Raw genomic sequence first — 459 nt, forward strand, 5'->3', positions numbered from 1 at the left:
GTCATGCACCTCGGCGGTGCCGTCGAAGACGTAGTCGCTGGACACGTGGACGAGGGTGATCCCGTGATCAGAGCATGTGCGGGCGAGAAGGGCCGGGCCGGTCGCGTTGGCCTTCCAGGCGGTCGCGCGGCCCTCGGCGGTCTCCGCCCTATCCACGGCGGTGTAGGCGCCGCAGTTGATCACGGTGCCGTAGAGCGACCAGTCGTACTGTGTGTAGGCGTCCGGGTCTGACATATCGAAGGTGTCGATGTCGCAGAAGTCGAAGTCCTTGGCGACGCCGCGCTCCTCGGCGAGTCTGCGGACCGCATGGCCCAGCTGGCCGTTGCAGCCTGTGACGAGGGTGCGCTTCGGCGCCATCGGGACGACGTCCCTGAGGTACGGGTGGTTGAGGTCGGCCTCGGAGACGGTGGCCTCATCGAGCGGGATCGGCCACTCGATGGCGAGCTCGGGGTCGGCGAG

The 459-nt window shown here is 68.0% G+C and carries 1 protein-coding gene; it reads right to left on the minus strand.

The features are described 5' to 3' along the window. Positions 1 to 459: sugar nucleotide-binding protein (locus DWY51_RS07490; protein ID WP_117770393.1), on the minus strand; the 459-nt coding region annotated here is incomplete at both ends.

Source organism: Collinsella sp. AF25-2LB (genome assembly GCF_003458415.1).
Lineage (GTDB): Bacteria > Actinomycetota > Coriobacteriia > Coriobacteriales > Coriobacteriaceae > Collinsella.